The 24,242-nt window shown below is 67.9% G+C and carries 20 protein-coding genes; 17 read left to right on the top strand and 3 right to left on the bottom strand.

Annotation, left to right across the window (positions count from 1 at the left end; all coding sequences use genetic code 11):
* Positions 1 to 16: 16 nt before the first annotated feature.
* Entirely contained in the window at positions 17 to 1,270 is a 1,254-nt protein-coding gene (locus ACLF6J_RS04810; protein WP_134353403.1) for a CDP-glycerol glycerophosphotransferase family protein, read from the top strand.
* Positions 1,267 to 2,703 carry a CDP-glycerol glycerophosphotransferase family protein gene (locus ACLF6J_RS04805; protein WP_421076837.1) on the top strand — a complete coding sequence of 479 codons (1,437 nt, stop codon included), beginning with the start codon at positions 1,267 to 1,269 and terminating at the stop codon, positions 2,701 to 2,703. Before ACLF6J_RS04810 ends, ACLF6J_RS04805 begins: the two co-directional genes overlap by 4 nt.
* Before the next feature lie 18 nt (positions 2,704 to 2,721).
* Here the strand turns inward: ACLF6J_RS04805 and ACLF6J_RS04800 are convergent, their stop codons facing one another.
* The gene (locus tag ACLF6J_RS04800; protein ID WP_227991527.1) at positions 2,722 to 3,795 is read right to left on the bottom strand and encodes a glycosyltransferase family 2 protein; all 1,074 of its coding nucleotides are present in this window, start codon (positions 3,793 to 3,795) and stop codon (positions 2,722 to 2,724) included.
* A gap of 116 nt (positions 3,796 to 3,911) precedes the next feature.
* Here ACLF6J_RS04800 and ACLF6J_RS04795 point away from each other — a divergent pair, with 116 nt between their 5' ends.
* The 6 genes from ACLF6J_RS04795 to ACLF6J_RS04770 all read left to right on the top strand — a co-directional run bounded on the left by ACLF6J_RS04795 (position 3,912) and on the right by ACLF6J_RS04770 (position 9,865).
* Positions 3,912 to 5,195: a CDP-glycerol glycerophosphotransferase family protein gene (locus ACLF6J_RS04795; RefSeq protein ID WP_134353407.1), complete on the top strand. Its 1,284-nt coding sequence runs from the start codon at positions 3,912 to 3,914 to the stop codon at positions 5,193 to 5,195.
* Positions 5,192 to 5,971, top strand: a complete 780-nt coding sequence (locus ACLF6J_RS04790) for a biotin--[acetyl-CoA-carboxylase] ligase (RefSeq protein ID WP_134353409.1) — start codon at positions 5,192 to 5,194, stop codon at positions 5,969 to 5,971. Before ACLF6J_RS04795 ends, ACLF6J_RS04790 begins: the two co-directional genes overlap by 4 nt.
* An 86-nt stretch (positions 5,972 to 6,057) precedes the next feature.
* The gene (locus tag ACLF6J_RS04785) at positions 6,058 to 6,576 is read left to right on the top strand and encodes a PH domain-containing protein (protein ID WP_208526583.1); all 519 of its coding nucleotides are present in this window, start codon (positions 6,058 to 6,060) and stop codon (positions 6,574 to 6,576) included.
* A 102-nt stretch (positions 6,577 to 6,678) separates the two neighbouring features.
* Positions 6,679 to 7,803, top strand: a complete 1,125-nt coding sequence (locus ACLF6J_RS04780) for a 5-(carboxyamino)imidazole ribonucleotide synthase (RefSeq protein WP_134353413.1) — start codon at positions 6,679 to 6,681, stop codon at positions 7,801 to 7,803.
* A gap of 143 nt (positions 7,804 to 7,946) precedes the next feature.
* Complete coding sequence (purE, locus tag ACLF6J_RS04775; protein WP_047523092.1) at positions 7,947 to 8,414, top strand: 5-(carboxyamino)imidazole ribonucleotide mutase; 468 nt, start codon at positions 7,947 to 7,949, stop codon at positions 8,412 to 8,414.
* Positions 8,411 to 9,865, top strand: a complete 1,455-nt coding sequence (locus ACLF6J_RS04770) for an LCP family protein (protein ID WP_134353414.1) — start codon at positions 8,411 to 8,413, stop codon at positions 9,863 to 9,865. The genes purE and ACLF6J_RS04770 overlap by 4 nt, the downstream gene beginning before the upstream one ends.
* Positions 9,866 to 10,074: 209 nt before the next feature.
* Here ACLF6J_RS04770 and ACLF6J_RS04765 read toward each other — a convergent pair whose 3' ends face one another.
* Together ACLF6J_RS04765 and ACLF6J_RS04760 are read right to left on the bottom strand one after the other, a co-directional pair.
* On the bottom strand, positions 10,075 to 10,683 hold the full coding sequence (locus ACLF6J_RS04765; protein WP_131491938.1) for a hypothetical protein: 609 nt from the start codon (positions 10,681 to 10,683) through the stop codon (positions 10,075 to 10,077).
* A 143-nt stretch (positions 10,684 to 10,826) separates the two neighbouring features.
* The gene (locus tag ACLF6J_RS04760; protein ID WP_134353416.1) at positions 10,827 to 12,590 is read right to left on the bottom strand and encodes a DUF4012 domain-containing protein; all 1,764 of its coding nucleotides are present in this window, start codon (positions 12,588 to 12,590) and stop codon (positions 10,827 to 10,829) included.
* A gap of 122 nt (positions 12,591 to 12,712) precedes the next feature.
* Between ACLF6J_RS04760 and ACLF6J_RS04755 the strand changes: the two genes are divergently transcribed.
* From ACLF6J_RS04755 to ACLF6J_RS04715, 9 genes are all read left to right on the top strand, one after another.
* Entirely contained in the window at positions 12,713 to 13,786 is a 1,074-nt protein-coding gene (locus ACLF6J_RS04755) for a glycosyltransferase (protein WP_134353418.1), read from the top strand.
* 101 nt (positions 13,787 to 13,887) lie between these two features.
* Positions 13,888 to 17,412 carry an LGFP repeat-containing protein gene (locus tag ACLF6J_RS04750; RefSeq protein ID WP_421076836.1) on the top strand — a complete coding sequence of 1,175 codons (3,525 nt, stop codon included), beginning with the start codon at positions 13,888 to 13,890 and terminating at the stop codon, positions 17,410 to 17,412.
* A gap of 30 nt (positions 17,413 to 17,442) precedes the next feature.
* The gene (locus ACLF6J_RS04745; protein WP_421076835.1) at positions 17,443 to 18,438 is read left to right on the top strand and encodes a GDP-mannose 4,6-dehydratase; all 996 of its coding nucleotides are present in this window, start codon (positions 17,443 to 17,445) and stop codon (positions 18,436 to 18,438) included.
* Entirely contained in the window at positions 18,435 to 19,592 is a 1,158-nt protein-coding gene (locus ACLF6J_RS04740) for a LegC family aminotransferase (RefSeq protein ID WP_134353424.1), read from the top strand. The genes ACLF6J_RS04745 and ACLF6J_RS04740 overlap by 4 nt, the downstream gene beginning before the upstream one ends.
* Positions 19,589 to 20,758 carry a UDP-N-acetylglucosamine 2-epimerase gene (gene neuC / locus ACLF6J_RS04735; protein ID WP_134353426.1) on the top strand — a complete coding sequence of 390 codons (1,170 nt, stop codon included), beginning with the start codon at positions 19,589 to 19,591 and terminating at the stop codon, positions 20,756 to 20,758. The genes ACLF6J_RS04740 and neuC overlap by 4 nt, the downstream gene beginning before the upstream one ends.
* On the top strand, positions 20,748 to 21,845 hold the full coding sequence (gene neuB, locus ACLF6J_RS04730; RefSeq protein ID WP_134353428.1) for an N-acetylneuraminate synthase: 1,098 nt from the start codon (positions 20,748 to 20,750) through the stop codon (positions 21,843 to 21,845). Before neuC ends, neuB begins: the two co-directional genes overlap by 11 nt.
* Positions 21,838 to 22,482, top strand: a complete 645-nt coding sequence (locus ACLF6J_RS04725; RefSeq protein WP_166804715.1) for an acetyltransferase — start codon at positions 21,838 to 21,840, stop codon at positions 22,480 to 22,482. The genes neuB and ACLF6J_RS04725 overlap by 8 nt, the downstream gene beginning before the upstream one ends.
* Complete coding sequence (locus ACLF6J_RS04720; protein WP_134353432.1) at positions 22,479 to 23,522, top strand: nucleotidyltransferase family protein; 1,044 nt, start codon at positions 22,479 to 22,481, stop codon at positions 23,520 to 23,522. The genes ACLF6J_RS04725 and ACLF6J_RS04720 overlap by 4 nt, the downstream gene beginning before the upstream one ends.
* Positions 23,519 to 24,217, top strand: a complete 699-nt coding sequence (locus tag ACLF6J_RS04715) for a cytidylyltransferase domain-containing protein (protein ID WP_134353434.1) — start codon at positions 23,519 to 23,521, stop codon at positions 24,215 to 24,217. Before ACLF6J_RS04720 ends, ACLF6J_RS04715 begins: the two co-directional genes overlap by 4 nt.
* Positions 24,218 to 24,242 lie beyond the last annotated feature (25 nt).

Genomic DNA, 24,242 nt, shown 5'->3' with positions numbered 1-24,242 from the left:
GCGATAGGCTCGCGAGGTGGCGTCCTTCTCTTTCGGTTCCGGCAACGCGGCCAAGCTGCTCCGGATCCCGTTGTACGCCGTCGGGCGCCTCGGCACCTTCCTCGTCCCGCGTGGGCGACGCTGGGTGTTCGGCTGCGGCGCAGGCATCGGCGACGGAGCCCTCGCCCTGTACCACTACGCTTCTTCGCTCGGCCACGAGACCCTGTGGCTCACCGGGTCCGCGCGCGAGGAGCGGGAGGCGACCGCTCTCGGCATCCGCTTCGTCCGGAAGAACGGTCTGCGCGGCTGGTGGGCGACAGCCGGAGCGGGTGTCCTCGTCGTGACGCACGGCCTCGGCGACGTCAACCGCTACGCCGTCGGCGGCGCTTTCGTCGTCCAGCTCTGGCACGGGATCCCGCTGAAGAGGATCGGACTGGATTCGCCGGCCACGACGCAGGTGCCGAAGGTTCCCGGAGCACCCCTTCTACGCCGGGTGATCGCCCTCCTGTACCGTGCGACCGCCCAGCGGATCCGCGTGCTGCCGGCGGCTTCGACCCGTGCCAGGGGGCGATTGGAATCGGCATTCGGTCTTGGGGACGATCGGGTGGTCGTGACCGGTGAGCCGCGCGTCGATGTGCTCTCCGCCGGCTCGGGTGAGGAACGTCGGAACGCAGCCTCCGCGGTTCTCCACCGCGTCGTCGGGGAGATCCCGGAGGGGGCGCGGACGATCCTGTATGCGCCGACCTGGCGTGACGGAGCGCCCGATCCGGCGGTGCCGTCCGCCACGGAGTGGGTCTTGATCCTCCGCCTCCTCGAAGAGCAGAACGCGGTGCTGCTCGTGAGGTCGCACCCTCTGGGAGCGGGGGGCTATGTGCCACCGCTGCCGAGCCGGAGGGTCCGCGCGCTCGGCGCGTCCGTCCTGGCCGATGCGACGCCTGCGCTCGCCGCCGTCGATGTGCTGGTCACCGACTACTCCTCGCTCGCGTACGACGTCGGACTGCTGAGGACGCCGGTGCTCTTCCTGGCCCCGGACGCGGCAGAGTATGCGCGCACTCGAGGCTTCTACGGTCGGTTCGAGGAGGTCGCCGGCTCCGCGACGGCCGCGGACTGGCCCTCGCTTCTCACGCAGCTCGAGCACCTCCTGTCCGATGCCGACTCGTACGACGCGGCGTCGGCACGTTCCGCTACGCTCAGCGCGACGATGCATGCGCATCGGGACGGTCGCAACACGGAGCGCGTGTACCGCGTGATCCGCGCACGGGGGATCCCCGCGCCGAAGGGAGCAGTATGACAACGGCCCGCATCGATGACGTGGCAGAGACGCTGGTCATCGCAGGGACCGGTCAGCGTCCGGCCACGGCGGCGCTCGTCGGACCGCGGGCGCGGGTGGAGGCTCGCGTCAGCGGAGGCGGCAAGACCTGGAAGGCCACGTTCGCCTTGCAGGCCTCGCGGTGGGGCGGGCCTTCGCTTCCGCTTCCCTCCGGCGCGTATGAACTGCGGATCGCGGACGCCGACCTCGACGCTCTGCACATCGATCCCGTCGTCCTCCGCGGTGTACGCGTCGCCGTCACCGGGAGCGCTGTCCGCATCGCACCGCCGATCGACCCCGTGTACGAGACCGCCGAGGGGCGATCGACCCTCGAGGAGCGGTATGTCGCGCAGTCCGGCGGCACCGAGAACGCGGTCTTCTTCGAGAGCTTCTACGGCCGCAGCGTGGGCTGCAATCCGCGGGCGATCGACCGGGAGCTCGCAGCGAGGGCGCCTGGTGTGCGGCGCTACTGGAGCGTCGTCGACCTCTCGGTCGAGGTGCCGGACGGGGCGATCGCGGTCGTCGAAGGAAGCCCGCAGTGGTGGCACGCGCGGGGCGCTGCCCGGCTCCTCGTCGTGAACGACTGGCTGCGCCGTCGTTTCGCCCGCAAGCCCGGACAGAAGGTCGTGCAGACCTGGCACGGGACGCCGTTGAAGCGTCTCGCGCTGCACCGTCCCGGTTTCGATCCGCGTCGGATGGCAGCCGTGGTGAAGGAATCGCGTCGATGGGACGTGCTGCTGGCTCAGAACACGTACTCCGAGCGCATACTCCGCAAGGCATATGCGTTCTTCGGGCGACCGATCTGGGTGGAGGGGTATCCCCGGAACGACGCGCTGATCACGGGAGATCCCGCCGCGATCCGCAAGGATCTGGGCATCGAGCCCGAGGAGCGCGTGCTTCTCTATGCCCCGACCTGGCGTGACGATCGCGCGGAGATGGTCGACTTCGTGGATGCGGAGCGTCTCGCCCGGGAGGCGAATGCCGTGGTGCTCGTGCGTGGGCACTCGCGGACGCTGGAACAAGGACGAGACCGTGCCGGAGCGCGCGTGATCGACGTGACGGGCTACCCGGAGACCGCGCGTCTGCTGCTCGCTGCGGACGCGCTGATCACCGACTACTCCTCGGTGATGTTCGACTTCAGCGTCACGGGTAAGCCGATGTACTTCCTGGTACCGGATCTCGACCACTATCGCGGTCAGTTGCGAGGTTTCTACTTCGACCTCGCGGAGCGGGCCCCGGGTCCGCTGGTGCGTACTCAGGAGGAGCTGGCCGCGGCGCTCGAAGACCCGGAACACGAAGCCGCGTTCGCCGAGCGCTATACGGCGTGGCGACGACAGTTCAACTCCCGCGACGACGGCCGTGCTGCCGAGCGGGTGGTCGATCGCATCCTCGACCTCGGTTTCGTCACACCCTGATCCGGCCGCTCACCCGTCTCAGGGGAGTGGCGTGTTCCGGGTGCCCAAGCGCGAAGCATCCACGGTGTCCCGAGCGCCTCGGAGCACGCCGCCGAGGAACCCGATGCCCCACGAGAGGTGCATCGTGGGCAGGACGAGCAGAGTCCACAGCCGTTGGCGCGCACCGCCGCCGCCGGGCGCGAGAGCGACGCCCATCACCAGCAACACGTACAGGGCGAGTGGCCCGTAGACGAGGATCGAGGCGACCCAGGAGACCGCGCCGGTGATGACTCCTGCCAGCTGGAGCGCCCCCAGGACGAGGGCGAGCGCGGCCACGAGCACGAGCGCGGGGGGAGCGAAATAGCGGAGGCCGTTGCGTCGCCCGAAGCGGCGCACCAGCTCACCCCGCCAGGCGCCCGTCGCGCGGAACTGCCGCGCCAGCCGCGTCCAGCTCTCGCGGGGCCAGTAGGTGACGGACAGGTCGGGATCGAACCAGACGCGGTGACCGGCCTGTCGGATGCGCAGGTTGAGCTCCCAGTCCTCGCCGCGCCGGATCGTCTCGTCGAAGAGACCCACCTCATCGAGAACCTCACGGCGCATGACGCCGAGGTAGGCCGACTCGGCCTCGCCCTCCTGCGAGCTTCCGTGGTAGGCGCCTCCGCCGAGTCCGACGGGGGAGTTGTAGAGGCGTGCGACGGATTTCTGGAACGGCGTACGCCCTTCGGCGTGCATGACACCGCCGACGTTGGCCGAGGCCGTGCGTTCCAGCGTGGCCAGCGCTCGGGCGGCGTAGCCGGGGGAGAGTTCGGAGTGCGCGTCGACGCGGACGATCGTCGCGTAGCGGCTGGCGCGGATGGCGGCGTTCAGCCCCACGGGGATGTGCGCAGCCGGGTTGCCGACGAGCCGGATGCGCTCGTCCGTCTCTGCGAGCCGCTGGGCCAGCTCCGTCGTCCCATCGGTGGAGGGGCCGAGAGCCAGCACGAGCTCCGTGGGCACATCGACGTCTTGAGCGAGCACGGACTCGACCGCGTGCTCCAGGTAGGCGTGTTCGTTGAGCACCGGCATCACGAAGGACACCCCGGGCAGGGGAGCGGCTGACTCGTCGGCTGGCACATGACGATCATGTCACGGCGGCTTCCGGCTTTGCCTGAGGGGAAGCCGTCATGCGCGTCGCAGCCCGGATCGTTCACCGGCCGGGGCACCCCGCGTGGACGAACTACTCTGGAGGGATGGGTGCACTGTCTGACGCGAAGAAGGCGTACCGTCTGCTGAAGCGGGCGCTCGCATCCCGGACCGCCGTCCAGCGGGTGCGTCGTCGCCTCGCCGAAACCGAGCCGTATCCGACGGGGCACTTCAAAGTGGCGGTGTACTTCGCCGACGGTGCGGTCAACATGTACCAGATGCGGCAGTGGTATCGTCCGCTCGCGGAGCTCGCCCGCCGCTGGCCGGTCGTCGTGCTCTCGCGGCAGGCGACGGGCACCGAGAAGCTCCTGGACGAGGCCTCGCCTCCGGTCGCGTTCGTGCCGAAGGTCCGCGATCTCGAGCGCTTCATCGCGACGCAGGACATCCGCATCGTGCTGTACGTCAACCAGAACACCCGCAACTTCCAGATGTTCCGTTACGGGCGGCGGTGGCACGTGTTCATCAACCACGGCGAGTCCGACAAGATGTACATGACCACGAACCAGTACAAGGCGTACGACTATGCGTTCGTGGCCGGCCAGGCCGCGCGGGACCGCCTCTCGCGGACGCTCTGGGACTACGACGTGGATCGTCGCACGATCGAGATCGGGCGACCTCAGGCCGATCACTACTCCGGCACGCTGCCCTTCGTCCCCGATGACCGTACGGTCGTGCTGTACGCCCCCACGTGGGAGGGCGACCGGCCCAGCGCGCACTACGGATCGATCGCATCGCACGGCGAAACCCTCGTGGCACGCCTGCTCGCCACCGGACAGCACCGGGTGATCTATCGTCCGCATCCCCGCAGTGGCGTCGTCGATGAGGCCTACGGCGCCGCGCATCGACGGATCATCGCGGCTATCGCTGCGGCGAACGCCGCGGACCCGCGCGCCCAGCACGTCTACGACGACGGCCCCGAGCTCGGCTGGCAGCTCACCGCCGCGGACGTCGCGATCGTCGACATCTCCGCCATGGTCTACGACCGGCTCGCTGCGGGGAAGCCGCTGATGATCACGCGCCCCACGGACGACCAGGCCTCTGTCGACACGCAGGGCTATCTGTCCGACTGCGAGTGGCTGACCGCCGAGTCGGCGGCGGACGTCGTCGCCGAGATCGAGCGGGTGCGGGTCGATGAGGCGGCGATCGCCCGACTGCGGATGTGGGTGCAGCACTACTTCGGTGACACCACACAGGGGGTGGCGACCGCGAAGTTCCATGCCGCCGTGGACGGGCTCATGCAGGAGTGGGAACGGTGGCAGGCCCACGAGGTCGGGGCGGTCCGCGAAGACGAGGATGACGACGACGAAGAAGCCGACGAGGAGGACGCATGAGCATCGGCTTCCCGCGCTCCACCGCGATCGTGCCGCGCCTGGAACAGGTGGCGCGAACGGGGTCGACGAACGCCGACCTTCGCGGGCACGCGCACGACGCGGACGGCTGGCCGCACCTCTCGGTCCTGGCGACGCACGACCAGACCGCGGGTCGCGGGCGGCTCGATCGGACCTGGGTGGCGCCGGATGGTTCAGCCCTTGCGGTTTCCGTGCTGTTGCGCGCTCTTCCGGCGGAACCGGCGTCGCGGGGCTGGATACCGCTGCTCGCGGGACTGGCGATGGCGGAGGCCGTGGCCGCGCAGCTCCCGGACGAGGAGGTCGCGGTGAAGTGGCCGAACGACGTGCTCGTCGACGGTCGGAAGATCTGCGGAATCCTCGCTGAGGCGGCGTCGGACGCCATCATCGTCGGCGCCGGAGTGAACACGGCGATGACGGTGGAGCAGCTTCCCGTCGCCACGGCGACATCGTTCGCGGCGCAGGGCGTCGACGTCGACGAGGATCGGCTGCTCGCGACCTACGTGACGGCGCTCGACACCCGGCTCACGGACCTCGTCGCCGCCGCCGGAGACGCCGTCGCGAGCGGCGCCCACGGTGCCGTCACCGAACGATGCGCGACTGTGGGGCAGACGATCCGGGTGTCGATGCCGGGCGATCGCACACAGGAGGGCACGGCCGTCGGCCTCGATACGGAAGGGCGGCTGCTGGTCGTCTCCGAAGGCGTGGAGCACGCGATATCCGCGGGTGACGTCGTGCACGTGCGTCCTGCGGGAAGCTGACACGCCGAGACACACACGGGCTTGTCGGGGATCACAGGCACAATGGTGGGGTGACCCAGCCTGTGACGCTCGGCGGACGGCCTCTGATGCCGCCGCCCGGCACGCCTTCGGAGGAGTTGCTGATCGCACGCTTCCGGGGCCATGCCCGTCGACTGTTCTGGTCTGCACTCGTCCTCATCGCGACATTCGGCGCGACGGCCTACTTCTACGGCAACCTCCCGGCGGGGTATGAGGACTGGATGCTGCTCTCCGCGGCGGGCGCGCTGGTGCTTCTCGCCGTGGTGCTGCCGTTCATCGTCTGGTACTCGCGGAGCACGACGGTCACCACGCGACGTGTCATCGCCCACCACGGCGTCGGTGCCCGTCGACGCCGGGAGATGTCCCACGCTCGCGGCTACACGATCGCCGTCCGACGCGGGCCGCTGCAGCGCGTGTGGGGTGCGGGCACGATCACCCTGTCGAACGGCGTCGACGCGCCGATGCGTCTCGCGAACGTACCGAACGTGACGCTGGTCCATGAGACTCTCGCCGACCAGATCGAGGTCGGGCAGATCCTGGCGCATCGCGACGCGCAGGCGGGCGGAGACGAGTTCGATACGGCGTGACCACGATCCGTCCTGCGGGCGATCGACGATCGCGCAGGTGAGACGTGTCCGATCCTCCTGCGCACGTGCGGGAGAATGGGGTCGGACGAAGGGAGACGGCACATGGCTTTGCGTGTTGGCGTGATCGGTGGAGGGCAGCTGGCCCGGATGATGATCGCTCCGGCGGTCGAACTCGGGCTGGAGATCCGGGTGCTCGCCGAAGACGAAGGGATGTCCGCCGGACTCGCCGCGACGGCGGTCGGCGACTATCGCGATATCGACGTGGTGCGTGCGTTCGCCGCAGGAGTCGACGTCGTCACGTTCGACCACGAGCACGTGCCGCAGTCCGTGCTGCGTGCCCTCGTCGCCGATGGTGTGGTCGTGCACCCGGGCCCCGACGCTCTCCAGTTCGCGCAGGACAAGCTGGTCATGCGCGCCCGCCTCGCCGAGCTCGGCGTCCCTCAGCCGGACTGGGCCGCGGTACGCGACGTCGCTGAGCTGCAGGCGTTCCTCGATGCCCACGCGGGCGCCGGTGTCGTGAAGACGCCTCGGGGCGGCTACGACGGCAAGGGTGTGCGCGTCGTCCGCGCGGCGGAAGAGGCGCAGGACTGGCTCGATGCGCTGGCCGAAGACGATGCACTCCTCGTAGAGGAACTCGTCCCCTTCGTCCGCGAGCTCGCCCAGCAGGTGGCGCGTCGCCCCAGCGGCGACACTGTCGCGTACCCCGTGGTGGAGACGGTGCAGCGCGACGGCGTATGCGCGGAGGTCATCGCCCCGGCACCCGCGGCAGCCGAGCGCCTCGTGCAGGTCGCTGAGGAGATCGGACGCACCATCGCGGAGGGACTCGGTGTGACGGGCATGCTCGCCGTGGAGCTGTTCGAGACCGACGATGAGCGGATCCTCGTCAACGAGCTGGCCATGCGACCGCACAACAGTGGTCACTGGAGCCAGGACGGCGCCGTCACCGGACAGTTCGAGCAGCATCTGCGCGCGGTCGTCGATCTGCCGTTGGGGAGCACGGCTCCTCGTGCAGCCTGGTCGGTGATGGTGAACATCCTCGGCGGTCCGGCGGAGGGCACGCTCGAGGAGCGCTTCCCCGCGGCGATGGTCGAGCACCCGCAGGCGAAGATCCACACGTACGGCAAGGCGCCACGGCCCGGTCGCAAGGTCGGTCACGTGAACGTCGCGGATGACGATCTCGACGATGCCGTGTACATCGCGCGTGCGGCCGCCGCACATTTCGCCTGAATCCTGCACGCCGGCGCACCTCTCACGGTCGGACATGCGGGACAAGACGCGCGCCGTTCGGGGTTTCTCACAGCGGTAGACCGTAGCCTGATCTGGTGACTGAGCCACTGCACTCCTCCGCTGCCCCTCTGGTCGGCGTCGTGATGGGATCCGATTCCGATTGGCGCGTGATGAGCGATGCGTCTCAGGCGCTCACCGACTTCGGCATCCCGCATGAGGTCGAGGTCGTCTCGGCCCACCGCACACCGGACAAGCTCATGTCGTATGCGCGGGAGGCACGCTCCCGCGGTATCCGTGTGATCATCGCCGGCGCCGGGGGAGCGGCCCACCTTCCGGGCATGCTCGCCTCGATGACGCCGCTGCCCGTGGTCGGTGTTCCCGTGCCGCTCGCCTACCTCGACGGCATGGACTCCCTGCTCTCGATCGTGCAGATGCCCGCCGGCATCCCCGTCGCGACCGTGTCCATCGGCGGCGCCCGCAACGCGGGGCTCCTGGCGGCCCGCATCCTGGGGACGGCGGATGCGGATCTCGCCGACCGGGTGGACGCGTACGCCCGCGATCTCGAGACACAGGTCGAGGAGAAGAACGAACGGTTGAAGGGGTCGCTGTGACCCTTGCGCCTCCGCGCGCAACACAGCGCCCGCTCATCGAGACACGCCCTCTGCGGCACCCGGATGTCGCTGACCCGGGGATGATGGCCAAGCGCGGGTGGTGGCTCGTCGCCCTCAATCTCCTGGTCCCCGGATCTGCGCAGGTGCTCGCGGGCAACCGCAGGCTCGGCCGCTTCGGGCTCGGCGCGACTCTGCTGGCGTGGCTGCTCGTGGTGGTGGCGCTCGGCCTCGCCCTCTTCGCCCGCCCGGCCCTGCTGTGGCTCACGATCGGAGGCGGGCTGTTCTCCGCCGCGATCCTCACCGTCGTCCAGGTGCTCCTCGTCGGCTACATCGTGCTCTGGGTCGTGTTGACTTTCGATGCCCTGCGGCTGGTGCGACTCGTGAAGGTTCCCGGACCCTCTCGCCTCGCCATCCCGGTCGTCGCGCTGGTGCTGCTGGGGGTCGTGAGCGGTGGCGTCGGGTATGCCGCGACCGCGGTGGGGTCGGTGCGTAGCACGATCGGGGCGATCTTCGGACAGAGCGGACCGAGCGTCGAGCCGAGCGACGGCTACTACAACATCCTGCTCCTGGGTGCGGACAGCGGCGACGGGCGTGACTCGATGCGCTTCGACAGCATCTCGGTCGTCTCGGTGAACGCCGATACCGGGGCCGTGACGATCACCGGCATCCCGCGTGAACTCCCGAACGCGCCGTTCAGCGAGGGGAGCCCGATGCAGGAGCTCTACCCGAACGGCTTCGAAGGGCACGGATCTTCCACCTGCGGGTGGAACGGATGGATGAACCACATCCGCAACGCCGCGGAGGTGTGTCGGGAAGACGGCGGCACCGGGCTCTACCCTGACGCGAAGGCCAACGGCTCCGAGCCGGGTATCGAAGCGACGAAGGACGCGGCGGAGGGTGTTCTCGGAATCGAGATCCCCTACTACGTCTTCGTCGACATGCACGGGTTCGCCGAGCTCGTCGATGCGCTCGGTGGAGTGCAGATCAACGTCACCGAGCGTCTGCCCAAGGGCGGACCGCCGGAGGGCTGGACCGGCACCGATGTGAACGAGTGGGCTATCGGCTGGATCGAGCCGGGGGAGCAGCGGATGGACGGTGACACCGCCCAGTGGTATGCCCGTTCGCGCTACACGACGAGTGACTGGGATCGGATGAAGCGTCAGCGGGAGCTGCAGGAGGCGATCCTCGCGCAGTTCACCCCGCAGACGGTGCTCACGAGGTTCAACGAGGTGGCGGCGGCGGGGACGGCTCTGATCAGCACGGATCTCCCGTCGGACAAGCTGCCGGAGTTCTTCGATCTGATGCTCAAGGCGAAGGAACAGCCTGTCACGACGATCGAGCTCACCCCCGATTCCGGAGTGGATGAGCACCAGCCGGACTACGCGTACATCCACGATCTGATCCGGCAGACGTTGCACCCCCCGACGGAGACGCCGACCCCCGCGCCCTGACGCGGTGCCTTCCAGTCATCGGGTGCACTCCGTCGCGGCGGGAACGGGCGAGGTGGGCGCCGGGTGCGCGACGAAGCCCACGGTCACCACCGTCGAGGAGGAGGAGCCGTGGGCTGGCGGTGCGCCGGCCGGACGCACCAGACGACGGTGATCGGAGGGGGAGGGATCACCGTCGTCCAGTCGACCACCGCGCGAGGCGGCAGCCGGACCTAGGCGCGCTTGCGGCGAGATGCTCCGACGGCGACCAGGGCGCCACCGGCGACCAGCGCTGCGGCGCCACCGCCGAGGACCCACGGCGAAACGCTGCCGCCGGTGAGGGCGAGTTCGAACCCGCCGGCAGACGCCGCGTTGTCTCCGCCCGTGAGCGGCAGCTCGGTACCCGCCGGAGCCACACCAGGATCGTGGTCGCAGGACGTGGCCGCGTCGTGGCCGTGCGAAACCGTGATGGTGGCGGTGTACGAACGCGATCCGTTGAAGGAGACGGCGTACGAGCCTTCACCGTCGGCCGGGGGTCGGAACGTGTAGGTCAGTCCGCCGTCTGCGCCAGCGGTGCTGCCCGAGCCCGCGGCCCGAGCGGCCTCGAGTCCGGAGATGGAGACGCTCACGTTCTCGGAAGGCAGGAAATAGCCTGCTCCGAAAACGATGGTCGAGACCTCGCAGGTGTCGATGATCGGATCGCTGACCTTGACTCCCGGAGGCGTCGGGTAGTCGTTGGACGACGCGGTCGGAGCGAGCGTCGGCGCCGCCGTCGCTACGGCCGGCGCAGCGAGTACGAGCGCGCCAGCGGTGAGGCTGATGGCAGCCAGTTTCTTCAGCATGATTTCTCCCCAGAATTTCACGCGGAATCGCCTCCGGATACACCCCTGCATCCGACTGCGTGAAGCCTCCCTGCCCCCACGGCAGGTTTGCAGACTCCAGATATTCCCCAGTGAGTCGACAGTACCCTATCGAGCGGGGAATGTCACGATGCGCAGGCCAGTGGCTTGCGTGTCGCATCGGGCTCGTCGACCAGCGGTGTGTGCAGGATCTCCGTGAGCCGCTCTCCGGCGCCGGTTCCCTGGTACTCCACGGTGATCGTCGTCGACTCGCCCGGCGCGAGCGAGACCTCGTGCTGCACCACGGAGCGGCCATCGAGCATGGCTGTCTGCACGCCCTCTTCTTCGCCGTCCCGGTCGATGTGGGAGGGCGTCGCGCCGGCAGGGCCGTAGACCGCGATGAGAGTGCGCACCGTGCCGGCCGGGACCCCGTAGTAGCCGTCCCCGGTGACGTAGGCGGGGAGGGACGTCGCGGCGTCCGCGGGCGCGGCGTTGGTCCACGTCACTTGCACCTGGGTCGTCGGCGCGCCGTTGCAGGTGCCCACGGAAGTCGAGAAGGCGCCACGGGCGTAGTAGTCCATCTTCCCGCCGGTGCTGTCGTTGATCAGCACGCCCACGTAGGTGGCGTCCGCATCGTCCTCGGGGATCGTCCCTCCCAGCGCGGACGAGGCGAGGAACCCCTCTTCGTCCGCGTGCGCACTCCAGATGCGGATCCGGCCCTCCTCGGCGGATTCGGCCAGGGCTCCGATCAGCGCCTTCGGGTCCCCACCGGACAAGGCTGCGCTGAAGAGCGCACCGGCCGCTTGGGCGAAGATCTCATCCTGTACGGCGGGGTCGGGGACGGCCGCGTAGATCTCCGAGAGCAGGATGCCGGTGATGTTCTCGGCGGTCGCGGTGAACGGCCCGAATGTGAGGTCTCCCGTCACGGCCATCAGGTTCTCCGCGACGATGGCGTCGACGGCGATGACGCCATCGACCGTTCCACCGAATCGTCCCGTCCACCGCGCGGCGATGGTCTCTCCGGCCTCGGTGAAGTCCGGGATGCTGGTGATGTTCTGCAGGAAGCGGCCCGGCCGATCCTCGAACAGGGCGACCGTCGAGTCGCTGAGCGGCAGGGGGGTGTCGAGGGCGGGGAAGTCCCGTGTCGAAGCCTGCTTCTGGAGGGTGATCTTCCCGTTCTCCGCGTGGAGCAGAGCGACTGAGCCGATGATCCCGCCGGACGAGCGCAGCTCTGCGTTGTTCTGCATCGCCAGCACGTAGTTGCGTGGGCCTTCCCCTCCGAGCATCGTCGGCAGGAGGACGGCGGCGCCGTGGAGTGCACCGACCGCGGTGGCAGCCTCGGTGACGGCGGACCGCATCTGATCGATGGCCTCTGCGAGCGGCGGGAGGGTGGCGTCGGCGTCGATCCGTCTGGCCTGCAGCTCCGCAGTTCCGAGCGCGGTGCTCGCCGTGCCGAGCGGCTTCTCGATCTCGGCGAACGGGGCGAGGTCGATGGTGCCGCCCACGAACCCGAGGCTTGCGAGATCGAGGCCGTCCGCCACCTCCAGCAGAGGGGCGAGCGCATCCGTCGAGACGCTGTCGGCGATGTCCGCGATCTCGCTCACGGCACGGAAGTTCGGACCGAGCCAGGGGACGAGGCCGAACGCCTGCCACACCGGGTCCGAGGTCAGGTCGGCGGCCGAGGCTGCGCTGCGTGCGACGCTCCGGGCGACCGGCTCCGCGCCGTCGAGGTCTCCCGCCGCGATCGTCTTCTTCAGCTGCGTCGCTCCGTCTGCGACGTCCTGGAGGTCGTTCACCGCGCCGATCCCCCGGACGGTGACCCACCCGATCGCGATGAGGAGCAACGCGAGGAACGCGCCGATGGTCCACCCGATCCATCGGCGTCTGACGGGAAGCCGGCCATCGCTCACCCGAGCATTCAAGCATGAACGGTGGTGCCGGTGGTGGCCGGAAACTGTGGGAACGCTGATATTCGTGCGCCACGGGTGGTGCGCTCCACGGGGGCGTCGCGGCCCGAGGATAGCCTGAGCGCATGGGAGCTCGGCTGCGTTTCGTTCTGGATCAACTCGGCCAGATCGTCGACCCCGATCTCGCCTCTGCCGCCGTGGATCTGGCCGACGGCGTGATCGCGACAGCGCCCTCCGGTTGCACGGTGGACCTCATCGTTCCGGCGGGCTCCGAGGCGACGATCCGCGGCGTGGGAGAGGTGCGCACCCTCGGTCTGGCGCGTCGTGAACTGGCTGCCTCCTGGCAGCTCGGCATCGCTCCCGGGGTCGGGGGTGGCATGATCCATTCGCCGAGCCTGTTCGCTCCTCTCGTGAAACACGATCGCGTCCACGACGATGACCAGACGACGGTCACCCTGTGGGACCTGCGTGCGTGGGATGCGCCGGAGCTGCTGCCGAAGAACCAGGTCTCCTGGCAGCGAGGGATGCTCCGCCGGGCGGTCAAGCATGCCGATGCCGTCGTGGTTCCCTCCCACGCGGTCGCTGCGCGGCTCTCCGAACTCGCACGTCTGGGTGATCGTGTGCGCGTGATCGCGGGGGCGCCACCTCGGGGGTTCGTCGTCCCGGATGACGCCGATCGTCGCCGGAATGCGCTGTCGCTGCCGGAAGAATACGTGGTGCTCACCGGGTCGGAGTCGTCCTTGCGGGACGGTTTCCGCGGGGCCGCGGCGGCGGGGATCGAGGCTGTCGTGCTCGATGCTCCGGACGGGGCGGAGCCTCGCTACGTCGAGATCGCATCCGCAGCAGGCCTCCCGGAGCGTCGCGCCCATGTGCGGGGTGCGCTGGCGGTCGAGGATCGTGCGGCCGCGCTCGCCGGTGCGTCGGTCTTCGCTGCGACCGGCGACTTCGCGGGCTGGCCCTGGCGGGCCGTCGAGGCGATGGCCCTCGGGGTCCCTGTCGTGGCTGTCGACACCGGCTCCCATCGCGACGTCATCGCCGACGGCGGCACTCTCGTCACGGGGGACGAGATCGCTGATGCGATCGAGCAGGCGGCGGGACCGGCGGCCGAGCGACTCCGGATTCTCGCGTCCGACCGGTCGAGGGCGTTCTCCTGGGCCAGCTCGGGGGAGCGCCTCTGGAGCCTGCACGCCGACCTGTGATCCGCTGAGAACCACCTGCGCATCAGGGCGACACGCCGAAAACTTGCGTCGCGAACGGCGCAACAGTGGCATCATCGCGTAACTTCCGTCACACTGGTCACATGTCTCGACGTGCCCCACGCTCGCGAAACACCCTGAGGACCTACCCACTCCTCACCTGTTTCCTCGCTGTCTCCGCTCTGGTGATCGGTACGGTGGTCCCCGCCGCTGCTGCCCAGGCCTCCGTCTCCGCGCCCACGGCGAGCGTCGCGAGCGCCGTGGCGGATCCGGCGGCGACCGGGATCGCGAAGAGCACGCTCGTCGGCTTCACGCCGGGAAACATCATCAGCGACGCCGTGTTCACGAACAAGAAGACGATGACCGAGGCGCAGATCCAGAGCTTCTTCAACAGCAAGGTCTCGCGATGCCTCGGCGGTCGGGATGAGAACAACGAGCCGATCGTCTGTCTCAAGGACTTCCGGATGAACACCGTCACGCGGCCCGCAGACGCGTACTGCTCCGGCTACTCCGGGGCGGCGAACGAGTCTGCGGCCCGCATCATCTATCGCGTCTCCCAGGCCTGCAACATCAACCCTCAGGTGTTGATCGTCATGCTGCAGAAGGAGCAGGGGCTGATCACCCACGTCTGGCCGAGCGCGTGGCGCTACCGGATCGCGCTGGGGCAGGGATGTCCCGATACAGCCCCGTGCGACCCGAACTACATCGGCTTCTTCCATCAGATCTACGGCGCGGCGCGTCAGATGCAGATCTACATGGAGGGCAAGTGGTTCCAGTGGTACGCCCCGGGCAAGACCTGGAACATCCTCTACAACCCGAAGGCGTCTTGCGGGTCGGCCCCGGTCTACGTCGCGAACAAGGCGACCTCGGCGCTCTACTACTACACGCCGTACCAGCCCAACGCTGCCGCCCTGCGCGCGGGCTACGGCGAAGGCAACAGTTGCTCGGCGTACGGCAACCGCAACTTCTACAACTACTTCACTGATTGGTTCGGGTCCACGCAGGCCGTGGACCCGCTGGTCGAGATCGCGCGGCTCTACACGAACCTCGGAGGCTCGTCCGGTGTCCTCGGTGCGGCCGGCGCTCAGCCCTCCTGCTCGAGCTCGTCGGCTCGATGCACCTGGACCTATGCGAAGGGCGTCATCACCTGGACGCGCGCACTCGGGCCGCTGACGGTGTATGGGGACGTGTACACGACGTACGCGGCTCAGGGCGGATTGGGCGGCAAGCTCGGCTACCCCGCTGCGACGCCCAAGGCGGTCACCGATCCGAACGGGGATGGGATCTCCCAGCAGTTCTCCAAGGGATGGATTCACTCCTCGACGCGTGGGACATTCGCGTCTTCGGCGACCGTGATGACGGCGTACAGCTCGGCAGGATGGCTCCGGGGCGCTCTCGGGTGGCCGACGAGCGCGGAGTCCTGCGCGTCGCAGCGCTGCGTTCAGAGTTTCGCCGGTGGCGCGATCCGATACGACACCGGTAAACCCGCATACGTGGTCCCCCCTGTGGACGATCCTCAGATCAAACCCGTCTATGTCGCCCAGGGAGGCGCGAGCGGGCCTCTGGGATACGCGGCCGCGGCGTTGCAGACGGTCGTCGACCCCAACGGCGATGGTCTCGCACAGAAGTTCGACGGCGGATGGGTTCATTCATCCGCGTCCGGGACGTTCTCCTCCTCGGCGACGATCATGACGGCGTACAGCAAAGTGGGGTGGGTGCGGGGAGCCTACGGGTGGCCGACTGGTGCGGAGACGTGTTCAGGCGATGTCTGTGTTCAGACCTTCCAGCGCGGTGTGCTCCAGTACACGAAGGGTGCAGCGGCGGGCCCGGCTGCGGAGGTCACGAATGCCGCGATCAAAACGGCCTATCAGGCGTCCGGTGGATCCACGGGCCCGCTGGGGTATCCCCTGAAGGCTGTGCAGCGGGTTACCGACAAGAACGGCAACGGTTACGCGCAGCAGTTCGCAGGCGGCTGGATCCACTCGAGCGCGCGCGGTACGTTCGTGACGTCGTCTCAACTCATGGCTCAGTACTCGGCCGCCGGATGGATCCGGGGCGCCCTGGGCTGGCCGAGCGGAGCGGAGACATGCAACGATCTCGGGTGCACGCAGGCATTCGCGAACGGCACGCTCTCCGCGGCGACCGCGGGCTCCGACGGCACGAAGCTGACGGCGAGCATTCGTGCCCTGCACGAGAGCATCGGAGGGACCGCGGGGTGGATCGGCGCGCCTACGGCTGCGGTGCAGCACGTGACCGACCCGCAGGGCAATGGTGACGCGCAGCGATTCGCGAACGGGTGGATCCATTCCTCGGCCAAAGGTTCGTACGCCTCGTCGACGCGCATCATGACGGCGTACAGCGCGGCCGGGTGGGTCCGGGGCGAGCTGGGATGGCCCATCGCGGCGGAGGCTGCGGTGACGGACCCGAATGGAAACGGCGTCGCTCAGCAGTTTGCCGGTGGCTGGATCCACTCGTCTGCGAAGGGATCCTTCTCCTCGTCCGCGGCGATCATGAAGGCGTACAGCGCGGCGGGTTGGCTGCGGGGGCGCCTGGGGTGGCCGACCGGTGCGGAGACCGCGGTGACGGACAAGAACGGCGGTGGTCCCGCGCAGAAGTTTGCCGGTGGTTGGATCCACTCCTCTGCGAGCGGGTCGTTCTCCTCTTCGGCGGCGATCATGAAGGCGTACAGCGCGGCGGGTTGGCTGCGGGGGAGCCTGGGGTGGCCGACCGGTGCGGAGACCGCGGTGACGGACAAGAACGGCAATGGTCTCGCGCAGAAGTTCGCCGGTGGTTGGATCCACTCCTCTGCAAGCGGGTCGTTCTCCTCTTCGGCGGCGATCATGAAGGCGTACAGCGCGGCGGGGTGGCTCCGAGGTCCTCTCGGCTGGCCGACGACTGCGGAGACATGCAACGCCGGGTCGTGTGTCCAGTCGTTCACCGGAGGCACGATCCGTTATCAGGTCGGGTCCCCTGCGGTCACGATTCTTACGGCAGACAACGCAGCGATCCAGAAAGCCTACGAGGCCGCCGGGGGAGCCGCCGGATTCCTCGGCAACGCAGCGGCGGCGGTCCAGACGGTCACGGACAAGAACGGCAACGGGTTCGCCCAGAAGTTCGACGGCGGCTGGATCCACTCCTCGGCGAAAGGAACGTTCACTTCCTCGACGACGATCATGGACGCGTACAGCGCCGCCGGGTGGGTGCGGGGAGCCTTGGGATGGCCCGTCACTACGGAATCGTGCGTGGACGGAGTTTGCCGGCAGGCATTCGACAACGGCGCGATCCGAATCCGTGGGCCGCAGGAAGATGTCTTCCTCACGTCGACGAACGCGGAGATCTCGCGCCTTTACAGCTCGTTGGGGGGCGCCAAGAGCACGCTCGGCATGGCGGATTCCGCGGTGCAGACCGTCACCGATCCGAATGGCAACGGCTTCGGCCAGGCATTCACCGGCGGGTGGATCCACTCCTCCGCCTCCGGCGCATTCGCCTCCTCCGCCGCCATGATGAAGCTCTACAGTGCGCGCGGCTGGATCCGTGGCGACTTGGGCTGGCCGACGAGCGCGGAGACATGTACGGCGACCACGTGCACGCAGTCCTTCGCCAACGGCACGCTGTCGTACGCCAAGTAGGAGGGAAGCGCGCTCGGATAGACTGGTGGCATGAAGGTACTGCTCACAGGAGCTGACGGATTCATCGGATCGCACCTCGCGGAGCAGCTCGTCAGAGATGGTCACGACGTCCGAGCGCTCGTGCTCTACAACTCGTTCGGCTCCCGCGGGTGGCTCGACGGCATCTCGGACGAGGTCGCGCGGGAGATCGAGTTCCTGCCCGGGGACGTCCGCGATCCGGCCCTGATGTTGTCCGCGGTGAGCGACCGCGACGCGGTGCTTCATCTGGCTGCCCTCATCGCCATCCCGTATTCCTACGCGGCTCCCGATCTGTACGTGCAGACGAACATCCAAGGCACGCTCAATCTGCTCAACGCAGCGCGTGCGGCGGACGTCAGCCGGTTCATCCACACCTCGACGAGCGAAGTGTACGGAACCGCGCGGTACGTTCCCATGGACGAGGGCCACCCGCTGCAGGGTCAGTCGCCGTACTCGGCGTCCAAGATCGCAGCAGACCAGATGGTGAACGCGTACCACGCCTCCTTCGGCCTGCCCGCCGTCACGATCCGTCCCTTCAACACGTTCGGCCCGCGACAGTCCGCTCGTGCGGTGATCCCGACGATCGTCAGCCAGCTGGCCGCAGGCAAGCGGGAGGTCCAGCTCGGTGCCCTCTCGCCGACGCGTGACTTCACCTACGTCCCCGACACTGTTTCCGGCTTCACGACTGCCCTGACCAGCACCGCCGGGGTGGGAGAGGTCATCAACCTCGGCGTCGGCTTCGAGGTGTCCATCGGACAGACCTTCGATCTCATCGCCGAGGTGATGGGCGTTGATGCTGTCGCCACCGAAGATCCGGCGCGACTGCGCCCCGCGAACTCCGAGGTGGAGCGACTCTTCTCCGACAACACCAAGGCTCGGGAGGTTCTCGGCTGGCAGCCGAAGCACGACGGTGTCGACGGCTTCCGTGAGGGCCTCCGTGCCACGGCGGAGTGGTTCACGGACCCCGCCAACCTGGCGCGCTACCGCACCGACGCGTACGTCGTATGAGCGCGCCCGAAGACTTCGTCCGTACGATCCGTGATGTCGTCGGCGCCGAGCCGTTCGTCGGTCTGCACGTTCCCGACATCGCTGAGCGGGAGAAGCAACGGGTGCGCGAGTGCCTCGACTCGACCTTCGTATCGAGTGTCGGCGCCTTCGTGACGGAGTTCGAGCAAGGTGTCGCCGACTTCACCGATGCGCGGCACGCGATCGCCGTGTCCAACGGGACGTCCGCGCTGCAGGTGGCGCTGGAACTCGTCGGTGCCGGCGAGGGAGATGATGTGATCGTCCCCGCCCTGTCTTTCGTGGCGACCGCGAACGCGGTCTCACATACCGGAGCGCAGCCCTACTTCGTCGACAGCGATGAGACCACGCTCGGCCTCTCCGTCGCTGCTGTCGCGGATGTACTGCGCTCCGCCCGATCCACGTCCGAGGGATTGGTGAACGCGGCCACAGGCCGGAGGATCGCGGCGATCGTCCCGATGCACACGCTGGGACATCCGATGAACATCGCGGAACTCGTCGCGCTGGCGGGGGAGTATGAGGTCCCGGTGGTCGAGGACGCCGCGGAGTCGCTGGGCAGCCGCGTCGGCGAGGCACACACCGGCACGTTCGGTCGGCTAGGCATCCTGAGCTTCAACGGAAACAAGATCCTCACCACGGGCGGGGGTGGGATGATCCTCACCGACGACGATGAGCTCGCCCGACGAGCGCGTCATCTCACCACGACGGCCAAGCTCCCGCACCGGTGGGAGTTCGAGCATGACGAGGTGGCATACAACTATCGGATGCCGAATCTCAATGCCGCACTCGGCGTGGCCCAGCTGGAGCGACTGCCAGGCTTCCTCGCCGACAAGCGGCGGCTCGCCGCCCGCTACCAGGCCGCTTTCCTCGGCGCCCCCGACGTCGAGTTCCTCACCGAGCCGCAGGGAACCGAGAGCAACTACTGGCTCTGCGCGGTGCGCGTAGCCGGCGGCCTCGCACGCCGAAACGCCCTCCTCGAGGCGGCCAACGACGCCGGTCTGCAATGTCGCCCGTTCTGGAACCTCCTGCACGCACAGGCACCGTACCGTCACCTGCCGCACGCGCCTCTGCCCGTCGCGGAGGCCCTGCACGCCTCTGTCGTCTGTCTGCCGAGTTCTCCGGCCCTGGCAGCGTCATGAGAACGATCGCCGTCGTCACCGGAACTCGTGCGGACTACGGTCTGCTTCGAGGGTTGCTTCGGGCGATCGAGGACGATCCGCAGTTGGACCTGCAGCTGATCGTCACGGGCACCCACCTCAGCGATGCATTCGGGCGCACCGTCTCCGAGATCGAGCGCGATGGGTTCACCGTCGCCGCTTCGGTACCCATCTGGTCAGGAGCGGACACGGCGCTCGCGGCAGCCGCCGACATCGGGCGTGCTCTGCCCAGCTATGCCAACGCGTTGCACGAGATCGCGCCTGACATCGTCGTGGTGCTCGGGGATCGTCTGGAGGCTTTCGCGGTCGCCGTTGCGGCGACGATCCTGTCGGTGCCCGTTGCGCACATCCACGGCGGAGAGATCACCGAGGGGGCGATGGACGACGCGCTCCGGCACTCGATCACCAAGATGGCGTATCTGCACTTCACCTCGACGGCGGAGCATCGTCGTCGAGTGATCCAGTTGGGGGAGGAGCCTCAGCGAGTGTTCTTCCACGGTGCGCCGATCGTCGACATCCTCGACACGTTCGATGCGATGCCGCGTCACGAGGTGGAGGAGCGATTCGGCATCCGACTTCCCGAGCCGAGCGCACTCGTGACCTTCCACCCCGCGATCATGGACGTCGCACCTGCAGAGCAGCTGCTGGAAGAGCTCCTCGACGGACTCTTGGCGGTGGACGACCTGCATATCGTCATCACAGGTTCGAACTCGGACATCGGCACCGAGGCCGTTCGTGAGCGGATCTCCCGATTCGTTTCCGAGCATCCCGAGCGGGTCGACTATGTCGAGTCCTTCGGGCAGCGCGCGTACCTCAGCACGATGCGCGCAGCATCGGTCGTGGCGGGAAACTCGTCGAGCACCGTCCTCGAGGCACCGGTACTTGGCGTCCCATCGGTGCTGGTCGGTGACCGTCAGAAGGGCAGGCCGATCGCTGAGAGCGTCGACGTGCCAGAACCCACGGCGGACGCCATCGCTGCGGCGATTCGACGACGGATAGCTTCTGGGCCGGTGATCGCCGACGAGAGTCCCTTCGGGACCCCGGGTTTCGCTGCGCGTACTGCCGCCACTCTCCGGGACGCGGAGATTCCGCAGCCTCCGAAGAAGTCCTTCCACGATCTCGAGAGGGGAGATGACAATGACCGCTGACGTCTTTGTGATTGCGGAGGCCGGGGTGAACCACAACGGTTCTCTCTCCATCGCCAAGGATCTGGTCGATCTCGCCGCCGACGCCGGCGCCGACGCCGTGAAGTTTCAGACCTTCTCCGCCGATGCTCTCGCGCTGGAGTCCGCGGACCTCGCAGACTACCAGCGTCTCTCCGACCAGGACGTGCGCAGCCAGCATGACCTCCTCCGCGGGCTCGAGCTGACTCATGACGAGTTCAGGGCCCTGCGGGCGCATTGCGACCAGCAGGGTATCGGCTTCCTCTCCACGGCCTTCGATCTCGATGGACTCGACTTCCTCATCGAGGAGCTGGGAATACCGGTCGTGAAGATCGCATCCGGCGATCTCACCTTTGCTCCACTCCTGGTCAAGGCAGGACGTAGCGGGCTTCCGGTGATCCTGTCCACGGGAATGGCGGATATGGACGAGATCGCGAGAGCATTGCGATTCCTCGCCGCCGGCGTGGCGCAGGCACACGGTGTGCTCGATCGATCGGAGCGCCTCACGGAGGGGGCGCTGGAGAGGGCGTGGGAGGCGCGAGACCAGTATGTCCGGTTCGCCGAACACGTGACGGTCCTCCACTGCACGACTGAGTACCCCGCCGCCGACCAGCACCTCAACCTGCGTGCCATGCAGACCATAGCGGGGGCTTTCGGCCACCGGGTGGGCTACTCCGACCACTCGCTCGGGGCGCTCGCGTCCGTGCTCGCTGTGGGGCTCGGAGCGACCGTCCTGGAGAAGCACTTCACTTTCGACGTGACCGCGGACGGCCCGGACCATGCTGCGTCGCTGGATCCCGACGGGTTGCGGGATTACGTCGCTGCGCTACGACGGGTGCCGACCATGCTCGGATCGTCGGAGAAGAGGGCGCAGAGCGTCGAAGAAGGAAATCGACAGGTCGTGCGGCGCAGTCTGGTGGCCACACGCGACATCGCAGCAGGATCGATGATCACAGAGGATGCGGTCGCGTGCTTCCGACCGGCGACTGGCCGCACCCCCTTCGATTTCTGGGAGGTCGTCGGTGGCACGGCTTCCCGGTCCTATCGCCGCGGCGAGCTCATCGATGGCTGAGCTGATCCTGCTCGGCGGTGGCGGACACGCGAGATCCGTCCTCGCGGCGCTGCGTGCCGAGGAGGTCACCGTCCTGGGGTATCTCGCGCCACAGGAGGGTGACCTCGGCGCAGATTGCCCGTATCTCGGCGACGATGGCGTACTCGCAACGCTCGACCCTGACGAGGTGCTCTTCGTCAACGGTCTGGGTTCGACCTCATCCACCCGGGCCAGGCGCGACATCTACGAACGGGCGGTGGCGCGCGGTTTCCGTGCCGCGCAGATCGTGCACCCGCGGGGATTCGTCGACCCGGGGGCTGAGCTGCACGATGGCGTCCAGGTGCTCGCGGGAGCGTTCGTGAACACCGGAGCCGTCATCGGCGAGAACGTGCTGATCAACTCCGGTGCGATCGTCGAACACGATGCGGTCGTGGGCGCCCACGTGCACGTGTCTCCAGGCGCGGTCGTCGCGGGTGGCGTCCGGATCGGCCACGGAGCTCACATCGGACTCGGCGCCCGCGTCATCCAGGGTGTGTCGCTGGGATCCGGTAGCGTCGTCGGAGCCGGTGCCGTCGTGATCGCGGACGTTCCGACAGGAGCAGTCGTCGTCGGCGTGCCAGCACGAGCGACCGGATCCGAGAGGAGGGAGTCGGCATGAGCTCGAACACTGATCTGTCCGTGTACCCGGGTACCAGCATCCGCGATGCGCTCTTCCAGCTTGACCGCAGTCGGCGGCAGGTCGTGTTCGTCGAGGACGCAACGGGCCGACTCGTCGGTGCCGTCAGCGACGGGGACATCCGCCGAGGGTTGCTCGCAGGGGCTTCGCTCGAGGACCGCGTCGACCGAGTGATGAACACGAATCCGGCGACGGTGCCGCCGACCGCGACGCAGGACGCCGTGGACGCGTTGAAAGCGCAACGCGGCATCAGGGTCGTCGCTGTGGTCGACGAGGGACGAATCGTCGATGTCGTAGGTGAAGGCGAGCACATCGCGACTCCGCTTCCCACTCCGGTCGTCCTCATGGCCGGCGGGCGTGGCCAACGGCTCTACCCGATCACGAAGGACATTCCGAAACCACTCGTGCCGCTGGGCGACACACCGATGATCGACATCATCCTGGGACGGCTTCGCGGCCAGGGATTCCGTCGGGTGCACGTCTCCGTGAACCACCTCGGGCACCTGATCGAGGAGCATCTGGGCGATGGCACGGAGCATGGACTGGAGATCACCTATCTGCATGAGCCGATGCCACTCGGCACCGCGGGTGCGATGGCTCAGCTGCGCGGAGAGATCGACTCGCCGTTCGTCGTGATGAATTCTGACCTGCTGACGGAAGTCGACCTCCGACGGATGCTCGGCTTCCACCTCGATGCGCAGGCTGACGCGACGATCGGTGCGCGAGAGTACGGCTTCGAGATCCCTTACGGGGTACTCCGCCGTGACGGGCATCGGGTCGTCGGACTCGCGGAGAAGCCCTATCACCGAGAGCTTGTCAGCGCGGGGATCTACGTTCTCGAGCCGAGCGCACTCGATCTCCTGGAGCAGGACGAATACTGTGACATGCCCACCCTGTTGGCGCAGTTGATGGCTGCCGATCGTCAGGTCTCCGCCTATGAGATCCGCGAGGAGTGGATCGATGTGGGGCGGCCGGAGGATCTCGAACGCGCGAGACGGGCGTGGGAAGGGAGAGAGGAATGAGGATCTGCACGATCACCGTTCGCGCAGGGTCGAAAGGAGTACCCGGCAAGAACCTCCGAGTCGTCGCTGGACGGCCGATGTTCGGACACTCGGTGGCGCAGGCGGCGGCGACCGGGCTCTTCGACGAGGTCGTCGTCTCGAGCGACTCTGAGGAGATCCTGGCCCTCGCTCCGGAGTTCGGCGCCACTGGCGTCGTGCGCCGCCCTGCGGAGATGGCCACGGACACGGCTGGCAAGGTTCCCGCCATCGCCCATGCCGTACGAACAACGGAGCAGCGCACCGGAAAGACCTACGCTGTTTGCGTCGACCTCGACGCGACGAGCCCGTTGCGCACCCTCGACGATATCCGCACCGCCGTCCGGATGTTCGAGGAGTCGGATGCCGCCTCGTTGATCACGGGTTCGGAGGCGAGACGAAATCCGTACTTCAATCTCGTTGAAGAGCAACCCGATGGCACGGTCGCCGTGAGCAAGCAGCCTGGCGATGCGGTGTTGCGTCGTCAGGATGCACCGCGATGCTTCGACATGAACGGTTCCATCTACGTGTGGCGACGGGATTCGCTGCTCCAGGACCAGGTGGTCTTCCTCCCCTCCACGATTCTCTACGAGATGCCCACCGAACGTTCGATCGATGTGGACAGCGAATTCGACTTCCGCGTCGTCGAGTGGCTCATGGGGCAACGGGACGATCTGTGAGCTCCGACCCGAACGGCCTCGACGC

This window comes from Microbacterium sp. IO18 (assembly GCF_049099505.1).
Taxonomy (GTDB): domain Bacteria; phylum Actinomycetota; class Actinomycetes; order Actinomycetales; family Microbacteriaceae; genus Microbacterium; species Microbacterium aurugineum.
This window is presented reverse-complemented; position numbering and strand designations above follow the sequence as displayed.